The sequence below is a fragment of the Rhodopirellula sp. J20-39 genome (genome assembly GCF_057365095.1).
Map to the genome: position 1 here is coordinate 2,253,911 of NZ_CP195123.1, position 19,417 is coordinate 2,273,327.

A 19,417-nucleotide genomic window follows, 5' to 3' on the forward strand; every position below is an offset into this window, starting at 1 on the left:
TGCTTTGCCCGTCGGTGCGTTGTCGGGCTAACGCCGAAACCGGGATTCGTTAAGATGTCGACCGAGGGCACCCCGTCGAACGCCCTCGTCTGTTCGATCGAATTGCTAGAGAAGTTTCTATGAGCGCCCATTCCGGCGAAGTCACCGCCCCCGGCGACGCATCCACCAATCGCGACGCCCCTGCTGAACTCAACCACGCCGACTTTCGTGTCTTGGTCGTTGATAACGAGGCCGCTCACGCCCGCGCGATGACCGAGAGCCTCGAAAAGGTTGGCTACGCCTGTGAAGTGGCGACCAGCGGCCCGCAAGCGGCCGAAGCGATCCAGCGAGAAATCTTCGACATCATCATTACCGACATGGTGATGAACGACGTGGATGGCATGAAGATCCTGAAGCTCGCACGTGAGCGGTTGCCCGAAGCGGAAGTTGTGATGGTGACCGGTCACGCTACCGTCCCAATCGCGGTTGAAGCGATGCAGATGGGGGCGTTCAGCTTCCTGGAAAAGCCGATCACGCCATCGGGGCTGCGTGTGATCGCGGAAAAGGCCGCCGAGAAGGTTGCCTTACGACGACAGAACACCGAGTTGATGCAGCGGCTCGATGAGCGTTTTGGCTTCGAAGGCATCATCTATACCAGTCAAAAGATGCAGACCGTTATCGATCGGCTGCGCCGGATTGCGGCAACCGATGCGACGGTGTTGATTACCGGTGAAAGCGGGACCGGCAAGGAGATGGTGGCTCAGGCGATTCACCAAAACAGCCCGCGACGTAGCAAGCGGATTGTGGCGCTGAACACCCGAGCGGTATCGGAAAACCTGGTTGAAAGCGAGTTGTTCGGGCACGTCAAAGGCTCGTTCACCGACGCCGTTTCGGATCGCGAAGGAGCGTTTGAGTACGCCAACGGCGGAACGTTGTTCTTGGATGAAGTCGGCGACATGCCGATGAGCACGCAAATCAAGTTGCTGCGTGTGTTAGAAGAAAATCAAATCACCCGCGTCGGCGGAAACAAGTCGATCAAGGTCAACGTGCGATTGATCAGCGCAACGAATCGGCCGCTGGAAGAGATGATCGAAGACGGTAGCTTCCGCAACGATCTCTATTTCCGATTGAAGGTGGTCACGATCGAGTTGCCGCCATTGCGAGATCGCCGTGATGATGTGATCACGTTGATGGACCATTTCCGCAAGATGTTCCTGCGTCGCCACAGCAAACCGGCCGCTCACTTCACTCCGGCGGTGACGAAAAAGTTCTTTGCCTACGACTGGCCGGGGAACATTCGCCAGCTTCGTAACTTTGTTGAAACGATGGTGGTGCTCGACACCGACGGTTCGCTCGACGAGGACGATTTGCCACCCGAGTTGACCGGCAACGCGGCGGAGGCGGGACTGAACCAAGACGCGATGTTGAACATCGAACAGGGCCCAACGGCCATGATCGGGCAACCATTGGCAACGATCGAAAAATGGGCAATCGAGGAAACGTTAAAGCTCACCGGTAACAATCGCGAAGAAGCAGCCACCGTGCTCGGTATCGGGGCTCGAACGCTTTACCGGCGACTGGATCAGTACAAGAAGGAAGAGGATGGCGTCGCGGATGAGTAGCCTCCGCAAGATCGCAACGAAGAGATTCGTTTTGGATCGATTCGTACTTCTGAACTCAGCAACTCAGGTCGCTTGCCGATGAGTCAACTCGTGGAGCCGTTGCGATATCTCGTACAGATTGGGTTCGCTGGCGATTGTTTTTCAGCTTCGGCGGCACTGCCTGAATCCGCGCCCGAAATTCCGGATCACTCAAGTGTGTTGGTTCGCACGCCCCGAGGTGTTGAGCTCGGCACGGTGCTGCGTCAACTTCACGGCCCAATTCCATCCGCAGCCCAACCGATGGCGGAGCTGTCAGGTGATTTCGCGGCGGATCCACAAGTGCGATACGAGACCGACTCGCCGGATTCGGTAGCCGCCGATTCGCCCGTTCAGCCGGCGGCCGAATCACCGGCTTTGACCATCATTCGGCGGGTGACCCGTGATGACCAATTGCTGATCGATCGCCTCAACCAGCACAAGACTCGAGCTGTCCGGCGTTGCCAGGAGGTCTTGGCTCGGCGTTGCAGCGAAGCGGTGCTGCTCGACGTGGATCAGTTGTTCGATGGCAATACGCTGGTGCTGCACTTCCTGGGGCCTGTCGACGCGGTTGGGCGTGAGCTGACCGACGAAATGGTCCGGCAGTACGAATCGGAGGTTCAGTCGATTCGGCTAAGCGAGTTGATGTCCGAAGGCTGTGGCCCCGGCTGCGGGACTCCGGCAGCCCAGGGCGGTGGATGTGGAACCGGCGGAGGCTGTGCCACGTGTGCGGCGGGTTCTTGTGCTACGAAGAAAACGAAATAGCCTGGGGCTTGATGTTCCCGTAGTCCACCTCGCTTTCCCCAGCTCGCCTCGCTCAACCCCCTTCATCTTGACTGCCTCGACACACTATTGTGTTGATCCATCCCCACTCTTTAAGGAATTGCGAAATGACCCGCTATTTGATCGCCCTGACCGCCTCTGTCGCCCTTTTGTGGACCGGAAACGGATCCGCTGAAGAAGCTGTCGCCGATTCCAAGGCTGTCGAAGTCGACGTCTTTGGCAGCGGCAAGCTCGTTGTGCCAGCCAAATTCAAAAAGGCTGTCGCCAAGAGCCGTATCATTGAGCATGAGTTCGCTGTGGAAGAGGGCGAGGGCGATGACCAGCAAGCCGCTCGCTTGACGATGATGCCAGCCGGTGGTGGCGTTGAAGCGAACATCAGTCGCTGGAAAGGCCAGTTCAGTGGCGACAATAAGAAAGCCGGCGAAATGGAAACCAGCGAAAGTGGCGACTGGAAAGTCCACACAGTCAAGGTTTCTGGTCAGTACACCGAGACGATGGGCGGAGGCCCGTTTTCCGGTGGCCGGAAGGTGAAGCGAGACGACTACGCGATGCTGGGTGCCATTTTGGTGGAAGCCAAGGGACGTCAGTACTTCGTTAAGATGATCGGCCCCGCGTCGATTATTGAAGCCAACGAAAAGGCGTTCAAAGAAATGGTCAAGAACGTCGGAAACTGAGTTTTCGCCATTTGAGACCGGGGATTGTCCTGGAACAATTTCCCAAATTTGTTGATAGCGGAATGGCACGTGCATGTTCGATGGCGTCCGTCGATTGGAAACCGAACGACTTGCACTGCCCCGCTGATGCTGGAAACGATTTCGTGACAATTCCTAGGGAGGAATTCAGTCGCACAAACGCCGGATACGCACAGGAATTAAAGTATGAACACTCAATCGTTTCTCGAATATCACGGCATCATCCGTAACCCGTTTGCTGAAGAAGACGCGCAAACGGATCCGGTTTTTAAGCAGCATTGCATCCGCAACGCCTACCATCCGGCGTGGGACAAGGTGTACGGCGATCCCACCGAACCGGCCACGGCGATCATTTTCGGTCCCAAAGGATCGGGCAAAACGGCAATGCGATTGCAGGTCGATCAGCACCTCGTTCAGTTCAATGAACAGAATCCGGGCAAACGCGTTTACATCGTCCGCTATGACGACTTCAATCCGTTCTTGGATCATTTCTGCGAGCGATTGGGCAAGCGGGCGGCGCGTAAGCCTGAAAAGGCTCTCGACGCTTGGCGGTTGTGGGACCACATGGACGCCATCTTGTGCCTTGCGGTGACTGAACTCGTCGACCAAGTCTTGGCCGATCCGAGTGGCGATCGTCAGCGGCACAATGATGGCAACGAGATCGACGCCAGCGGAATCAACAAGCTGGACCGCAACGACGCCCGCGATCTGTTGTTGTTGGCGGCTTGTTATGATCAATCCACCTCGTCAACATTCGCCGGTCGGTTTGAGCAATTGCGGAAGCGATTGAATTTCCAGAACTGGACCGCCAACCTCGATTTTTGGTTTGCTGCGGTTTGGGGTGTCTTGGTCGTGGCCGTGGTAGGCTGGATGTTCTACCACTCGTTTGACGACGAAGGCGTGCCGACTTGGAATCTGTTGTGGCTGATTCCGATCTTGGCTTTCTTCGGCAAGTTGCCCTACCTGATCCGATGGACCAAGTGCCAAATGGCGGCGATGGGCATCCACCGTCACATGCGAGTGGGCAAGCGAGAAACCGGTGCTGTGCGTAAGGTCTTGCTGAAGTTCCCCGGCAAGGAACTCGAAAGCCAGCCTGTCCCGCGGTACGACCGCACCGACGATCGCTACGAGTTGCTTCGTAAGTTCCAAGGTATCCTGTCGCGGCTTGGTTTTGGCGGCATGATCGTCTTGATGGACCGCGTCGACGAGCCGCACATGACCGGCGGCAAGCCCGAGTTGATGCGTCGTTTTGTGTGGCCGATGCTGGATAACAAGCTGCTGAAGCATCCCGGTCTTGGTTTCAAGATGATGTTGCCCGAGGAACTGTACCGGGACACTGAACGCGAAAACCGCGAATTCCACGAACGAGCACGATTGGATAAGCAGAACGTGATTCCGGCCTTCCAGTGGACCGGCGAATCGCTCTACGACGTCACCCGCGCTCGGATGTTGGCTTGTGCCGGTGAGGGCAAATCGCCGGAGCCGAAAGACTTGTTCGAAGACGAGGTATCGTACGACAAGCTGCTGACCTCTTTCGAGACTCTGCGGGTTCCGCGGCACCTGTTCCGGTTCCTGTACCGAGTCGTGGCGGAGCACTGCAATCAGTTCACCGATACAGATCCGAAGCACAAAATTAGTCGCTCAACGTTCGAAACCAGTCTCGCTCTGTACACCCGCGAAATGGATCGCTAGCCGGTAAGGCACGACGCCGAGCTGTAAAACGGGGCGGTAAGTTAGCAAGGGGGGTGAGCAATAGGTTGCCGCTTGTTCGCTGCGCCGTATGATGTGGATTCGTCCGTCGCACGCTTGAGATGGCATCTCAGGTTCGTCGGATGACGGAACGGGTGGCGAGCCCGTCCAAACCTATTGGCCATCAACGCTCTATTGGAATGGGGGGCCATATTTCGTATGTATGGAATCCAAACGCTTTAGGCCACGTCGCCAGCCCGGCGGGTCGCCGGTGTGAGCGATAGCCATTTCTACGGAATTCAGCGGCGGCATGATGTTAGTCACTCGAGCATACGGCCAGTTGGGAAACCGCTTGTGTCTCTACGCGCACTTGATGGCGGCCGCGATTGAATATGACGTTCCGCTGTACTTCCCGCATTTTCGGGAGTACGCGAAGCACTTCCCGGCTTTGCGAAACGATTGGTGGTGCCGTTACCCGCAGGTGGTGCCTGATGATTGCCCGCCATCCAAATTGATGCAGCGGCACGAAAGCTTCGTTCGCCACTTCATCTGCAATCAAGTTTTCGAGTTGCGGTATCGACTTAGCCAGTTTGGCCTCACTCGCTTCCCAGCAAACGTGATCAGCATTTCCGAAGCGGAGCGTTGTGACCTTGGCACCGAGCAATTTAAGCGGATGGCCCAGTCGGTTAGGCCACTATTGGTCGACGGCTGGATGTTCCGAGGCTGGGACTTGGTCGATAAACATTTCGACCAAATACGCAGTCATTTCCGAATCTTAGATGTTCACCAAGACAGGGTGGACTCGACCATTGGGAAACTGCGAAGGCCAGGGTGCAAGGTCTTTGGGGTGCACATCCGTCATGGTGACTATAAAGAGTGGCACGGTGGTCGGTATTTCTATGCAATTGAAGAGTATGCAGCTCATATGCGGCGGGTCGTGAAGCTGAACGATGGCTTCGAAACTCGCTTTTTGGTCTGCACCAATGCGGTCGTGACAGAGCAAGATTTCCCCGGTCTGGACGTTACGTTCTCGTCAGGGCATCTGATTGAAGATCTGTACGCGCTTGCTGAAGTGGATTTGATCATTGGCCCGCCCAGTACGTTTTCAGGCTGGTCCGCGTTTTATGGGAAGAAGTCCAAGCTAACGCTGAAGCGACGGGAATCGCAGAAAGATCTGTTTGACCAGTCCGAGCTGCATTCAGCGATGGAGTCGATTGCCGCGTCCCGATTGCGAGTTGCTTGCTGATCGGCTGGAAGGGCGGGGGCTGGTTGCTGTCTGTTTGTGTCGGCTCACTCTTTAACCAACGCAAGCACTTCAAAGCAGGTCTAGAGTGCCGGTCTCAGCGCCGTTCTCGGAACCGGGCTGTTAGCTCATTCCGTCGGCGCATGAAAAAACGGCCCCAGATCACTGAGGCCGTTTTCGATAGATCGTTAGGTGGCCGGCGCCGGGCCGGTCACGCAATCTCAGTTAACTGAGACTCGCTTGAACGCCACGATTTCAGCTTCAGGGCTGAAGTCTTTCACGGCTGCTTCAACGGTCTTGCTGTCGTCCAGGGCGTAGAACTGGCTCAACAGGCAACGCTCTTGGTCGAGCAGAGTGTTGTCGGCGATGAAGCGATCAAGCTTACCTGGCAGGATCTTGTCCCAGATCTTTTCAGGCTTGCCTTCGGCTTTCAGTTCAGCCTTGATTTGCTCTTCGGTCGCAGCGATGACTTCGGGAGTCAATTGGCGGCGGCTGGCGAACTGAGGAACGTTCTTGACAGGCTTGCCAAGGTTTTCTTTTTCGTTCAGTTCGTTTTCAGCGATGATTTGAGCACGCAAGGCTTCGGTTTCCTTGGCGACGAAATCGGCATCGAATTCATCGGGGTGCAAGATCGAAGGCTTCATAGCGGCGATGTGCATAGCAACGCCACGGAAGAACTGGTCTGCACCTTCTTTGCCGCCGTCCTTGAAGGACAACACGACGCCGATCTTGCTGCCAGCGTGGATGTACGATGACAGGTTATCGCCTTCGACATACTGCACGTCGGACACTTCGATCTTTTCGCCGGTGCGTCCGGTTTCGGTGACCAGGTGTTCGGCAACGGTGGTGCCTTCGATTGGCAATGCGTTGACTTCGTCCTTGGTCTTGGCACCGTTTTCCATCGCCAATTTGGCGACGCGTTCGGTCAAGGCGATGAAGTTTTCGTTCTTGGCAACGAAGTCAGTTTCGCAGCTCAGGGCTAGCAACATGCCAACCTTGCCTTCGATCAAGGCCACAACAACACCTTCGTTGGCGTCGCGGTCGGCTCGCTTTTCAGCAACCTTTTGGCCCTTCTTGCGAAGGTAGTCCAGAGCACCTTCCATGTCGCCGCCGGACTCTTCAAGTGCTTTCTTGCAGTCCATCATGCCTGCGCCGGTGGACTTGCGCAGTTCGCTTACGTCTTTGGCAGAAATAGCCATCTGAGGTTCCTATCTTCTGTCTTCTGAAAGAAATCTAAGTACGAGTGTTTGGTTTGGGCTCGGTCAACGAGGCGGTTTGCCTCGGGCCGGCAGCCGGAAACGATGGGTCGAAAATATCGATCCGGCCTAGAAGTGATTGCAAATTCACCGAACCAACCGCTGTGGGGCGGTTCGGTGTCTGCAGTTCGCCGACGATGGATGGCAGCCAACTTGACTGGTGCCCACCGATGAAGACGGTATTACTCAGCGGCAGGTTCAGCAGCAGCGGCGGCTGGTTCCGGTGTCGCAGCCGGTGCTGGGGCAGCAGGTGGTGCTCCGGCGTCAGCAGCTTCGACTTGGGTTTCGCCCTTGCCCGCAAGCACGGCGTCAGCCAATTCACGCATGATCATTTCAACGCTGCGGATACCATCGTCGTTACCGGGGATCGGCAGGTCGATTAGGCTTGGGTCGCTGTCGGTATCGATCAGAGCAACGGTGGTGATGCCCAATCGCTTCGCTTCGCGGACCGCGTTGCGTTCTTTGCCGGGGTCGACGATGAACATCACTTCAGGTAAGCGGTTCATGGTACGCAAGCCGTTCAGGTTGCGGTACATCTTGCGATATTCACGGTTCAGCGAAGATTGCATCTTCTTGCTGTATTCGTTGATCTTTTCGCTGGTACGCAGATCTTCCAGTTCTTCCAGACGGCCCAAACGCGAGCGAATGGTACGGAAGTTGGTCAGCGTGCCACCGAGCCAGCGTTCGCTGACGAAAGGCATGCCACAGCGAAGGGACTGTTCTTCAACGGCTTCGCCAGCTTGACGCTTGGTGCCGACGAACAGGATCAGGCTACCGCCAGCGGCAACTTGCGAGAGATATTTCTTGGCTCGGAGCAGTCCACGAAGGGTTTCGCGGATGTCGAGAATGTGAATTTGATTTTTTTTACCGAAGATGTATGGAGCCATCTTCGGGTTCCAGAGGCTCGTACGGTGTCCAAAGTGGACGCCCGATTCGATCATCTCTTTAACAATTTCGTTAGCCATCAGTGTTGGTGTGCCGGTTTTCGGCATACTCCAGGTTAGGTTCACATCGGGTTCGAGAAAGACACAGACACCGCAAATTACGGTCTAAAACGTGTTTTTCCAGGGCACAAAAGCGAACGCAGCCAAACAGGTTGGCCCAGTCACTTCATCAGCCCTTCGCCCCATCGAAGACGTGAGCGGTCAGGGAAATTGTCACCACGACAGACGTGCCGGGTGACGATAGAACGCGAGAGGTTAGAAAAACCAGGGTTTCTTAGCAACCCCTACGGAAATTCAGAACGGCCGGAAAACCAGTCCCGAATCCGGACCTGAGTCCCGCCAAATAGCGTCTCGGTACTGGTTTGGGACTGCCTCGAAACGAGATCTCGCGTCACGCTGATCTCTATCGTCCCGATCCCCGTGGAGGCGTGACTGAAATTGCGAGCTGATTTCGAAGTTCAATTCATGTCGGCAACCCGGCAAACGGCTCCACGGAAGTCTGGATTGCTAATGGCCAGTAGCTAATTGCTAGCAGCTTCGTCCAGGCCACCGAAACGGCGTTGGCGGCTGGCGAACTCTTCGATTGCTTCGCGAAATTCCGTTTCTCCGAATTCCGGCCAGCATTTCTCCGTGAACCAGAGTTCGGCATAGCTGATCTGCCAGAGCAGGTAGTTGCTGATCCGAATGTCCCCGCCGGTGCGGATCATCAAGTCGACTTCGGCTAGGCCCTGGGTGTCGAGGCGTTCCGCGATGGTGGCCTCGTTGATGTCTTCGATCGCGAGTTTGCCGTCGGTGACCTGTTGGGCTATTTCTCGGGTGGCTCGGGTCAATTCGTCGCGTCCGCCGTAGTCGACGGCCAGGACCAATTCCGTCCCTGTGTTATTGCGGCACACGGCCTTGGTTTTTTCAATTTCGGCCAGGACGTCGTCGCCGAGTCGGTCGAGCCGGCCGATGAAACGCAGCTTCAGATTTTGATCGCGAAGCGTGGGGCGTTCGTCAATCAAGTATTGCCGTAGCAACTGCATCAAGAATTCAAGCTCGGCGGCCGGTCGCTTCCAGTTTTCGCTGGACAGGCAGTAGAGCGTTAGAGCCTGCAGTTTCCACTGGGCCGCAAGTTCAGTAATCCGGCGTACCGACGATGCCCCCCGGCGGTGCCCCTCAATCCGCGGCATTCCACGGTTTTGGGCCCACCGACCGTTGCCGTCCATGATGATGGCAACGTGGCGTGGCATCGATTGAGCAGGGATGCTCAGTTCGGCGGAGATATTCAAATCAGCCGTTTTCTGCGATTCAGTGGAAGTGTTCAAGTTGCTAGTCAATGTACCGGTTTTTAGATGCCGTTTAGTTTAACGGCGCTTCCCACAAACCCAAGGCTGGGTTTTGGACAAAGTAAAACTCGGTTCCATCGACATCGGTGTGATAGCCATCTTGCAGCTTGGTGACGTCATATCGCTGCATCAATTCAGTCAGGTTTCCTGGTGTGAACCCGACGCTGCGAATTTCCTCATCGGTCAAATGGCCGGCCGCGTAAACCACTTCGAAGCGATTTTCCGGTGACCCGTGAACCAGGTGAGCGGCGGCGGAGGGGTCAGCGGCAAGGTCTTCGTTTTCAGCTACCAACTGCATGACTTCCGCCTTGGGGCGATAGCCGTATTTGCGAATCAGGGAGTCAATGCGTTTGTCCTCGCCGAATTCCTCGACAGCCGGACCAAGCACGGTGAGCTTGCCGCCGGTGGCGATCGCCTTGCGAGTCCGGTAGACCGCTTTGTTGCCCAGCCAAGTGCTTTTGAACTCGCTGGGGTCCAAGTACGCCACAACATGTTTTGGAGCATGCGGCAGGTGTGTGATATTCACTTGCCGTGAAAGTTCGGCCGCAGCAAAAAACGTGTCGTGGTCATCGCCGATGAACAAGCCGCGAGTGTGCTTGGTGCCGTCTTTGAGTTGCTCAATGACCGTCAGTGCATAAAGGATCGGCAGGTCTTGGCAGAAATGATCTTGGGCGTAGTTCAAAATTTTACGTAGCGGCGTGTTGGCGATACCGAGTGTGTCATCAATCCCAACCATCGCACTGAGGTAATGGCTCTCGTTGATTCCGGTAACTCCGCCGGTGCCCACGAACACGTTCTTGTTGTAGTTGGCCATGCCGATGACTTCGTGCGGGACGACTTGGCCTAATGAGAAGATAAGATCGTGGCCGCCGTCGCGAAGTAGTCGATTGACTTGAGCTGGCCAAGCCTTTGTGTAAATGCCGCCTGTCACGTCAGTCACGAAATCGGCTGGCACTTGGCCGAGTTCAACGACGTCGTCCCGCCAGCGATGAACACGAAACAGATCGTGCGGCACGCCGGGGAACATGTGGTCCAGTTGAGCTGGCGTCATGGCCGAGTGTGTACCCAAGGCGGGCATGATGTCGGCAACACGATCGCCCAATAGCTCATGACATAAAGCGGTTAACTCACCGGCGCGGCTGAACAACCGAGTTTGATCGGGCGGTAACAGTAGGACCTTCTTCGCCGGTGACATCGCGGCAAACGTGGTGCTCAGTGCGTTTTTAAAATCGTCGGTGGTCAGTGAGTGTTCGGGCGATCCGACGGAATAGTAAATGGTCAAGTGAAGACTTTCACAAAATGATTGGTTGAGGCGACGTCTTGACGATGGTTCCCCCCCGCCTGATGCATTACGATAACACCTATGGCGAAGTGGGATGGCGGATTCTTGCCATCGTTGTGCTTCGCAAGATTGGCAACTTCTCTAGGGACTCATCAAGATGGCACGAATCTTACTAGTTGAGGACAGTCCCACCCAGGCGGTGGAGATGACTATGTTACTTGAAGAAGCCGATCATCAAGTGATACACGCTTCGAACGGGCGGCTCGGTCTGGAGCAACTGCGAAGTCAAACAATTGACGCGGTGATCACTGACCTGGAAATGCCTGAGATGAATGGGCTGGAATTGGTCGAGCGAATGCGGATCGATTTCGCTCACGTTCCCACCATTCTGGTGACCGGTCATGGCTCTGAAGCCCTTGCCGCTGAAGCTCTTCGCTTGGGGGCGGCTGGGTACGTTCCAAAAAACCAAATGCGGGACAGTCTGAACGATTCGATCACGAACGTGTTGAGCGTGATTGGATCGGACGCCAGCTATGCCCGGCTGATCTCGACACTTAGCAAGAACGTCTTTGTTTTTGATCTTCCCAACGACCCGCAATTGATTCCACCGTTGATTGGATTGTTGATGCAAATCAGCGCTGGAATGGAATTGTTGCCCAGCGTCGACATGGTGCGAATGGGTGTCGCGATCGAACACGCGATCGCCAATGCGATGTGCCACGGTAATTTGGAATTGGCGACCGCGGATTGTCCCAGCCATATCGAGTTTGCTCGCAATGGCGTGCTCAGCGAAGCGATGCAGCAACGTTTGTCGGATCCCGTCTACAAGTCGCGAAAGGTTCGAGTGGAAGCGACCGCGACGTCCGACGAAATTCGTGTCAGTGTCGCTGATCAAGGAAACGGGTTCGATACCAACACCGTGCCACGTTTAGGTGAGATGGACAACGAAGCGATCTTCAGCAATGACGATTTGAGCAAGGGGCAAGGTTTGGTCTTGATGACGAATTTGGTCGATGAGCTCATCTTTAATGACAAAGGCAACGAAGTGACGCTTGTAAAACGATGCAATCAACAATGAATCGTCCTTGATTGCTTGGCATGAATTGGGTGACATCCCATTAAGCGACCGGAGAAAGCGGTGACGGCGAGTGCGACTGAAGTCGGCTGTCTGATCGAGCACGATTCCAAACGATAGGCGTACCACTGTGTCACAGGATCTTTCTGCGTTTCAGACTTCGGCGACCTATCGTGCGCTCGCCAACAGTTTGCCGCTCAGTGTGCTGATCAAGTCGCTCGACGGGCAGCGGTTGTTCGCCAACGATGCCTACCTGAAATGGCGAGGGCTGTCTTGGAAGGATGTCGCCGGCAAGACCGATGCGGAACTCTTTCCACCGGAGGTTGCGCGTCGGTACACCGAAGACGATCAACGCGTCTTGCAGTCCGGCGAAGCGACGCATGCGGTCGAGCCCACCTATGCCGTCGATGGCAAGGTGAAGTGGGTGGAACGTGTGAAGTGCCCCATCCGCAGTGGTGACGGCCGGCTGCTTGGGGTGCAGGTGTTGTTTTGGGACGTGACGGCGCGGGTCGAAGCTGAACAGGCAATGAAGTTCGAGCAGTCTTTGTTGAACACGTTGCTGGGAAGTATCCCCGATTCCATTTACTTCAAAGATACGGCCAGTCGATTCATCCGTGTGAGTCGGGCGATGGCGTTGAAGTTTGGTCGGTCGAGCGCTGAAGAAGTGCACGGACGAACGGATGCCGACATCTTTTCTCGCGAGCATGCCGAACAGGCGCGACGTGATGAGTTGCAAATTATCAAAACGGGCGTGCCATTAGTCGACCGGATCGAAGAGGAAACCTGGACCGATCAAGACAGCACTTGGTGCATGACAACCAAGATGCCGCTAAAGAATGCGGACGGGGACACGATCGGAACGTTTGGGATCTCTCGCGATATCACCGATCTGAAACGCAGTGAGGCGGCGTTGAAAGAGGCGGTGCGGATGGCCGATGCGGCGAACCGGGCCAAGAGTGAGTTTCTGGCCAACATGAGCCACGAAATTCGCACGCCGATGAATGCGATCATCGGCATGGCCGACCTGCTTGCCCATACCGAGTTAAGCGAAGAGCAAAGCGAGCAAGTCGATACGATTCGGCAATCGTCCGATGCATTGTTGCGATTGCTGAACGACATTTTGGACTTTTCCAAAATCGAAGCCCGTCGCTTGGAACTGGAATCGGTACCGTTCACTTTGGTGGGCGAAATACAAGCCGCACTTTCAACCTTGCGTTTGCTCGCGTCGGAAAAAAACGTCGCTTTGAACCTCGAGGCCGAACCTGGAATCCCGACTCACTTCATTGGTGATCCCGGTCGATTGCGGCAAGTGCTGGTGAACCTGATTGGTAACGCGGTCAAATTTACCGACGACGGAAGTGTCACCGTTGTTGTCGAGCAGTTGTCGGTGACGTCCGCCAGCACAACCGATGAAGAGGATCGGTGGGAAGACACGTACATCGATCTGGATGCCGATCATGAGAGCGCCGAGTTGGGCATGGGTGGTGTGGAGCTCGATTCGTCCGAACCGTTCGGCGAGGTGCCCGCGTTTGAACGGGAAACTCAATTCGATTTGGTAGGTTCGCCCGATTCAGCCTCATCGAGCGAATCTACAACCGACGATGCCTCGCGATTAGCCAGGCCTGGTCCTGGATCGAACATGAGACTTCGGGTGAGCGTGCGTGATACGGGGATTGGAATTCCAAAAAATCAACAGGCGGCGGTGTTGGCTCCGTTCACGCAAGCGGATGCCTCGACGACCCGGCGGTTTGGCGGAACGGGCCTGGGGCTAAGTATCAGTCGGCAGTTGGTTGAATTGATGGGCGGCACGCTCAAGTTGGAAAGCGAAGTGGGCGTGGGCACGACCTTTTATTTCGATATCGATCTTCCAGTGGCGGTGCCGCCGGAAACGGCATCGACAAGCGTTGATGCTGAAGAAGATCTTGGGCACACCGATAGCGAGGTGCGGATCCCGTTGTGTGTGCTTGTGGCCGAAGACGGGATCACGAACCAACATGTGATATCCGGTTTGTTAAGGTCATTGGGACACGAGTGCTCGATCGCTAGCGATGGTCGCGAGACATTGGTGAAGTGGCGGGCCGAGTCGTTTGACGTGATCTTGATGGACATGCACATGCCGGTCATGGATGGTTTGGAAGCGACCCGCGTGATCCGGCAGGAAGAACAGGGAACCGAACAGCACATTCCAATCATCGCGTTGACAGCGGCTGCGATGGCGGAAGACGCGAAGGCTTGTCGCGATGCGGGAATGGATGACTACGTAACCAAGCCGATCCATCGCAAAAAGCTAGAACAGGTTCTCAATCGGATCGCCAGCGAGTTGGCCGAGAGCATGGATCCGTTGGATGACACGCCGCGTGATTCGACCAATGCCAGCGATGCGTCAGGCGTCTTCAACCTGTCCGACGCTCACCATGGTTGTTTGGACTTGGCGTCGGCGCGTTCGCGAATTCCCGGTGGTGCGTCCGGCGTGTTGCGGTTGGCAACAGTCTTTCGGGGCGAGTGTGAATCACTGGTTGCGGAACTTTCCAAAACCATGCCGGCGGGTGACGCCGAGCTTGCTCGCCGCCAAGCCCATACCCTTCGCGGCGCTTGTGGGTTGCTGGGGGCGAAACAACTGCAAAAGGTCGCTGCGGACATCGAAGATCTCTGCCGAGCCGGTCAGCTTCGCAATCTCCCAAAAATGGAAGAACTGTTGTCCAGGCTGAACGCCGAATCGAATCGTGTGATCACCGCCATCGACGAACTGCTCGGCGAATAGCGGTCATGCTTGTGTCGATCGAGCTAACGAAGGCTATCGGCGTTCCAGGTACGCCAGGATCAACGCGATGTCCGCTGGCGTGATCCCGCTAATCCGTTTGGCTTGGGCAAGGCTCAGTGGACGCACCCGAGTGAACTTTTCGCGGGCCTCGTTACGAAGCGTCGAGATCTGGTCATAGTCAAAAGAAACCGGGATACGTTTCTCGCTGAGCCGAACTTGCTTGTCGACTTCCATTTGTTGACGATCAATGTAGCCCGCGTACTTGATGTCCACACAACATTGTTGTGCCGATTCGCGATCAATCGAGTTCAGTTCCGGGATCGCGTCGCAAAGCGTTTCCCAGGTCACTTCGGGACGACGCAGATAGACGTCCGCCGTTGTGCCTTCGATCCGTCCTTGCTTGAGCAGTTCACGACCGCGTTCGATCTGCTTGAGCTTTTCAGCAAACCGCGTGCGGCGTTTGGAATCGATCAGCCCCAGTTCATCTGCATAGGGAGTCAATCGCCGATCGGCATTGTCCTGACGCAGCAGCAACCGGTACTCCGCACGGCTGGTAAACATTCGGTAGGGTTCATCGGTTCCGGCTGTGACCAAGTCGTCGACCAACACGCCCAGGTAAGCGTCTTGTCGCGAGGGTACCCATGGTGATTGTCCGGCAACCGATCGGGCCGCATTCAGCCCCGCGATCAAACCTTGACCGGCGGCCTCTTCGTAGCCCGTCGTGCCGTTGATTTGTCCGGCTAGGAAGAGGCCCGAGACGGACTTGGATTCCAGGTGAGGCCATAGTTGCGTGGGCGGGCAATAGTCGTATTCGACGGCATAGCCGTATCGCATGATCGACGCGTTTTCGAGACCGGGGATGAGCCGGAACATCGCGTCTTGAACATCGCGTGGCAAACTTGTTGAAATTCCATTGACGTAGATTTCTTGAGTCTGCAGTCCTTCGGGTTCCAAGAACAGTTGGTGGCTCGACTTGTCGGCGAACCGCACCACTTTGTCTTCGATGGAAGGACAATATCTTGGACCCCGCGAATCGATCTGGCCGCTATACATCGGCGCACGTGACAAGTTCGCCCGAATCAGTTCGTGAACCTTGTCGTTGGTGTGGGCAATGTGGCAAGGCAGTTGTTCGGTCCGGATCGCGTCGTTCAAGAAGCTGAAAGGTTGCGGATCTTCGTCACCGGGTTGCTCTTCGACTTTTGAAAAGTCGATCGTCCGCGCGTTCAGACGTGGAGGGGTGCCGGTTTTGAAACGCTCGACTTCAAAACCGAGTCGGTTTAGGGCGCCGCTGATTCCCGAAGTCGTCCCTTCGCCTGCGCGACCGCCAGCACTTTGGGCTTCGCCGGTGTGCATGATCGCCTTCAAGAACGTGCCGGTCGTCAAGATAACCGTCTTGGCATAGTAGGTCGCATCCCCGCGGACCCGCACACCCACGATCTGGTGTTCAGCAAATTCGGCGTGTTCGGATTCGGCTCGGTCGCTATCGGTGACCGGACGCGTGATCAGGTCTTCGACAGTTTCTTGACGCAGGTCGAGGTTGGGTTGCGATTCAATTTGCCACTTGATGTGATTTTGGTAGGCCTTTTTGTCCGCCTGGGCACGAGGGCTGTGCATGGCGGGGCCTTTGCGGCGGTTGAGCATCCGAAACTGGATGCCCGTTGCATCGATGGCTTCACCCATCAGCCCGCCCAAGGCGTCCACTTCCCGAACGATTTGACCTTTGGCAACGCCGCCGATGGCTGGGTTGCACGACATTTGGCCGACCGTGTCCAGATTTGTTGTCAGCAGGGCCGTTTTGGCTCCCAGGCGTGCCGCAGCGGCAGCGGCTTCCGTTCCGGCGTGACCGGCTCCGATGACCACGACGTCATAGTCGTAACGATTTTGCGAATGGTCGTGATTCAAAAGTTGAAGTCCACGATGGAGGAAAGCCGATAACCGTTATAAGGCGTTTTTTCAGCATTCGGGCTGGATTGTTAATCCGGCGGTTCGCCGGCCAACCTCTGATTTTGACCAAACCATGCGATTTGACCAGGACCGAAGTGCCATTGTTTCGAATCGGGCTCAAAAAGGCAGCAACGGAATGAACCGAGGCACAGGATTTGGGCAACGATTGCGGGCTCGGCGGCGGTTATTGGGCTTCGCGCTGTTGGCGACGATGCCAGGTTGGGTGGCGACGAATGTCGCGTCGGGCGAGAATCTGGCTGATGTGGTTTTGGGGTCAGGTTCCTTCCAGATCCCTTTCAATATTGCCAGCGGCGGTTCCGCCCCACGGGAAGTCCAGCTTTTCATGGCGGGATCGAGCACTGCGTCCCAAGTCGGTTTGCGATCGAGCGGTTTTCCCACCGGTCAAGCCGTTATGGGGCAAACGGCGACTGGCCAGGCTTCCGCTGCGCAGACGCCAACCGGCCAATGGCAGTTGCTAGATCGACAATCCCCCAGCGTGGGTCAGTTCCAAGTTTCGGAGTCTCCCGAGGGGACCTACTGGTTTGCTACTCGCACAATCGACGCCAACGGCCGGCCTCACCCACCCGGTCCGATCGAGCCGGAATTAAAGGTGACCATTGATACGAGCCAACCGATTATCCACTTGGCTGCCGAAGCGGATGCCAATGGGAAGGTGCTGGCCGAGTTCACGGTGGAAGATGCCACCGGCGCCGACCAAATGACGATTCACTATGTCACCGATACCACTCCCCAGTGGCAAACGGCCACCATTGATCGCACTGCCAACGGTGGCCGTTTCGCGTTCGTTCCAACCGACAACTGGCAACAACTTTCGTTGCGGCTGCGCGTACTGGATCGGGCTGGCAACGAAACGATTGTCAAAAAACGAGTTCAAAAGCCACGCGTCGCGACTTCGCACCCAACCCGGTTCGCCTCGTCGCCAACGCCGTCCCACGTCGCACCTTTTTCAACGGCACCCAGCGCGGCCGATGGAGTGGTTGTGGATGGAGCCGTCGACCGGATCGCCCGACTTGATCAAGGTTCGCAGTTAGACCGGGCTATAGCGACGGACCAGGGGGTAAAGTTAGGAACGGTCGCCCCGCTAAACCAGGTTGCGATGGCGAATCCCGACCTCGGTAAGACGACGAACGAAGTGGCCGGCGGTGGCGATCTCGACGGATCGTTTCCGACCGAGTCGTCTGCGGACGAGTTCCAGAAACCCAACACAACCCTGGCCGCTGGTCCGCTTGGCCCTGGCATGCATGCGAACATGCATCCTGGTGGGCATTCTGGTTACAGCAGCCCGTTCCAATTTGGTCGCACATCTCCAACGGTAACGAACCAACGATTCGCGGCTGATGCCGGGGTCCTGCCACCACCGGCCACGCCAGAACAATTGAGCCAGGATTTTGGTGGCGGCTTGGGGCAAGGGATGCCCGCGATCGAGATGTTGCCCACGGCGGTGCCCGATGCAACGCAATCACGGCAGCCGAGGGCCAATTCTGCAAACGAATCCAAGCCCGCCGCGACGCAGCCCCGAACGCCAGCCGAAGCGATGCGACCGCTGGATAATTCGTTCAGCCCCGTCCCTGGAAGCAGCAGTCGCTCGGGGATGGACAGGGCCGGAATGGATCGAGGAACAACCGAGCGATCGGGAAGTTCGTCGTCACAGCTCAACGCGCCGCCACTCAACACAGCGCCGCTGAACGCTCCGCAAACGAACGTTCCCAATCTGAATACGTCCAATCGGAATGGTTCCGCGGGCAGCACCGGACCTGCGCCCGAAACTCCCTTCCACACCGAAAATATTCCGGCCCCATCGCCGCAAGCCGAGCCACCCACATCGCTGAATCGACCGGCGATCGAAGACGCACGGTTGGATCAAAACGATTCACCGGATTCGGCAAGCGTGAACTCGCAGTGGTCGGCGATCGATTCGTCTCGCCCACCCGCGAAGCTGTCCCAATCGCCGGCGCAACAAGGCGGTACACTTTCAGCGGAAATGCCGCGTCGCAGTAGCGGGGCTTCGCCTTCCCAGCGACATTCGGCCAAACGGTTGAGCTTGGAAGAACTGTCCAAGCGGTCTGTTGTCCGGCATAGCGATAGTCGTCAATTTAGCCTGGATTTCGAGATCGAAGCAATTGGCGGTCGCGGTGTCGACGCGATCGAACTGTACGGCACCACCGACGGCGGCCTGACATGGAAACTTTGGGGAGAGGATCCCGATAAGGCCAGCCCGTTCGATATCGAGACCAATGGCGAGGGAATCTTTGGGTTCAACATCGTCGTCGTCGCGGCCAACGGATTAGCGAGCCCACGACCGTTGTCAGGAGACGTTCCTGATATCGTGGTGGTCGTTGACGAAAGCAAGCCAGAGGTGACGTTAACGGGGGCCCGCTACGGCGAAGGCGATCGTGCTGGTTCGCTGGTGATTCAGTATCGGTGTGAGGATCAATACTTGATGGCTCGCCCGATCGCACTCGCCTTCAGTGATTCTCCGGAAGGTCCCTGGACCACCATCGCGGCTGGTTTGCGGAACCTGGGCGACTACGTCTGGCCCGCCGATCCGCAGTTGCCACGTCAGATTTATTTGCGGATCGATGCCACCGACCAGGCTGGAAACGTCGGCGGCTATGTGTTGGATGAACCGATTGACACTCGCGGCTTGGCCCCGAGAGCTCGAATTCGGGCGTTTCGTTCCATCCCGACCCGATAATTGCCCTGGTCATTGCGGTTGGGAAATCTGCTCCCCGAACAGGGCATTTGTAATCATTTTGCCGACAGGGGAGAGTTTTCACGGACTC

13 protein-coding genes are annotated in these 19,417 nt (G+C 56.5%); 8 read left to right on the forward strand and 5 right to left on the reverse strand.

Annotation, left to right across the window (positions count from 1 at the left end):
* The first annotated feature begins 119 nt into the window (after positions 1 to 119).
* The 5 genes from ACR3ZL_RS08190 to ACR3ZL_RS08210 all read left to right on the forward strand — a co-directional run bounded on the left by ACR3ZL_RS08190 (position 120) and on the right by ACR3ZL_RS08210 (position 6,026).
* Complete coding sequence (locus tag ACR3ZL_RS08190) at positions 120 to 1,601, forward strand: sigma-54-dependent transcriptional regulator (RefSeq protein WP_486173359.1); 1,482 nt, start codon at positions 120 to 122, stop codon at positions 1,599 to 1,601.
* Positions 1,602 to 1,679: 78 nt separating this feature from the next.
* Entirely contained in the window at positions 1,680 to 2,381 is a 702-nt protein-coding gene (locus ACR3ZL_RS08195; protein WP_473648365.1) for a hypothetical protein, read from the forward strand.
* Between the two features lie 125 nt (positions 2,382 to 2,506).
* A complete protein-coding gene (locus ACR3ZL_RS08200) occupies positions 2,507 to 3,073 on the forward strand; it encodes a hypothetical protein (RefSeq protein ID WP_473648364.1) in 567 nt (188 codons plus the stop codon).
* Between the two features lie 204 nt (positions 3,074 to 3,277).
* Entirely contained in the window at positions 3,278 to 4,783 is a 1,506-nt protein-coding gene (locus ACR3ZL_RS08205) for a hypothetical protein (protein ID WP_473648363.1), read from the forward strand.
* A gap of 307 nt (positions 4,784 to 5,090) precedes the next feature.
* Positions 5,091 to 6,026: an O-fucosyltransferase family protein gene (locus ACR3ZL_RS08210; protein ID WP_473648362.1), complete on the forward strand. Its 936-nt coding sequence runs from the start codon at positions 5,091 to 5,093 to the stop codon at positions 6,024 to 6,026.
* A 218-nt stretch (positions 6,027 to 6,244) separates the two neighbouring features.
* Here ACR3ZL_RS08210 and tsf read toward each other — a convergent pair whose 3' ends face one another.
* The 4 genes from tsf to ACR3ZL_RS08230 form a co-directional block, all read right to left on the reverse strand.
* Entirely contained in the window at positions 6,245 to 7,222 is a 978-nt protein-coding gene (tsf, locus tag ACR3ZL_RS08215; protein ID WP_473648361.1) for a translation elongation factor Ts, read from the reverse strand.
* A gap of 239 nt (positions 7,223 to 7,461) precedes the next feature.
* A complete protein-coding gene (gene rpsB, locus ACR3ZL_RS08220; RefSeq protein ID WP_473648360.1) occupies positions 7,462 to 8,244 on the reverse strand; it encodes a 30S ribosomal protein S2 in 783 nt (260 codons plus the stop codon).
* 500 nt (positions 8,245 to 8,744) lie between these two features.
* The gene (uppS, locus tag ACR3ZL_RS08225; RefSeq protein ID WP_473653370.1) at positions 8,745 to 9,455 is read right to left on the reverse strand and encodes a polyprenyl diphosphate synthase; all 711 of its coding nucleotides are present in this window, start codon (positions 9,453 to 9,455) and stop codon (positions 8,745 to 8,747) included.
* A gap of 109 nt (positions 9,456 to 9,564) precedes the next feature.
* Positions 9,565 to 10,833, reverse strand: coding sequence for a nickel-dependent putative hexonate epimerase (locus ACR3ZL_RS08230; protein ID WP_473648359.1), 1,269 nt, complete (start codon positions 10,831 to 10,833; stop codon positions 9,565 to 9,567).
* Positions 10,834 to 10,990: 157 nt separating this feature from the next.
* On the opposite strand from ACR3ZL_RS08230, the gene ACR3ZL_RS08235 reads away from it, so the two are divergent.
* Entirely contained in the window at positions 10,991 to 11,911 is a 921-nt protein-coding gene (locus ACR3ZL_RS08235; RefSeq protein WP_473648358.1) for an ATP-binding protein, read from the forward strand.
* A gap of 127 nt (positions 11,912 to 12,038) precedes the next feature.
* On the forward strand, positions 12,039 to 14,669 hold the full coding sequence (locus ACR3ZL_RS08240) for a PAS domain-containing protein (RefSeq protein WP_486173360.1): 2,631 nt from the start codon (positions 12,039 to 12,041) through the stop codon (positions 14,667 to 14,669).
* A gap of 33 nt (positions 14,670 to 14,702) precedes the next feature.
* On the opposite strand, the gene mnmG is transcribed toward ACR3ZL_RS08240, so the two are convergent.
* Positions 14,703 to 16,571, reverse strand: coding sequence for a tRNA uridine-5-carboxymethylaminomethyl(34) synthesis enzyme MnmG (mnmG, locus tag ACR3ZL_RS08245; RefSeq protein ID WP_473648357.1), 1,869 nt, complete (start codon positions 16,569 to 16,571; stop codon positions 14,703 to 14,705).
* A 115-nt stretch (positions 16,572 to 16,686) separates the two neighbouring features.
* Between mnmG and ACR3ZL_RS08250 the strand changes: the two genes are divergently transcribed.
* Positions 16,687 to 19,329, forward strand: a complete 2,643-nt coding sequence (locus ACR3ZL_RS08250; RefSeq protein ID WP_486173361.1) for a hypothetical protein — start codon at positions 16,687 to 16,689, stop codon at positions 19,327 to 19,329.
* Positions 19,330 to 19,417 lie beyond the last annotated feature (88 nt).